Source organism: Rahnella selenatireducens (assembly GCF_046449555.1).
Taxonomy (GTDB): Bacteria; Pseudomonadota; Gammaproteobacteria; order Enterobacterales; family Enterobacteriaceae; genus Rahnella; species Rahnella selenatireducens.
This window is the reverse complement of the sequence record NZ_JBKEZJ010000049.1, coordinates 1-781: the sequence shown is the minus strand read 5'-3', so window position 1 is coordinate 781 and position 781 is coordinate 1. Positions and strand designations below refer to the sequence as shown.

Here is a 781-nt window from a genome sequence, read left to right as displayed (position 1 = left end):
CCGGTAATGCCGACGCTTCAGATTATAAAAACTGTCGATATAATCGATAACGTCCGCAATGCCCTGACTTCGGGTTTCATAGCGACGGTAGTTAACTCTCTCTGCTTTCAGGCTGCGGAAGAACCTCTCCGTAACGGCATTGTCCAGACAGTTACCCTTGCGGCTCATACTGCCCGTCACACCAAGTTCCTGCTGGCAGGACTGGAACTGGGCGCTGGTATACTGAGCACCTTGATCGCTATGGAATACGACTGGGCCTGTTGGCCGTCGTTTATTAACCGCCAGTCGTAATGCCCGGATAGTCAGGGCGCTATCCGGTTTGTCCGAGAAGGCCCAACTCACTATTTTTCTTGAACATAAGTCCATGACAATAGCCAGATATAACCAGCCCTGAGCGGTACGAAGATAGGTGATATCACCTGACCACCAGGTATTTAATATCTCTGGATTAAACTGTCGATTCAACAGATTAGCCGCCACTACAGCCTGTTTACCACCACGTGGATAGCGATGACGTCCGGGACGCTTCGCAACCAGCATCAGGGTCTTCATTATCTGACGGACACGGTATCGGCCAACGTTAAAACCCTGTTCACGCAGCTCAATACACATGCGCCGACTGCCATACGTCGCATCCATTTCAGCATGAACATGCTTAGCCGCCGCATGAAGCCTCAGAACATTTGCTCTGAGGGCTGGCCGCCGGCTCCGGGCGTAAAATACGCTGCGCGTGAGCGACAGGCATCGACATACTTGCTGGATGTTTGCCCCGGCCTTCTTC

At 52.2% G+C, this 781-nt stretch carries 1 protein-coding gene; it reads right to left on the bottom strand.

Annotated elements, in window-relative coordinates; all coding sequences use genetic code 11:
• A partial coding sequence (locus tag ACLBVC_RS24755) for an IS3 family transposase (RefSeq protein WP_410151812.1) occupies window positions 1–762 on the bottom strand: 762 nt, incomplete at its 3' end.
• Between the last annotated feature and the right edge of the window lie 19 nt (window positions 763–781).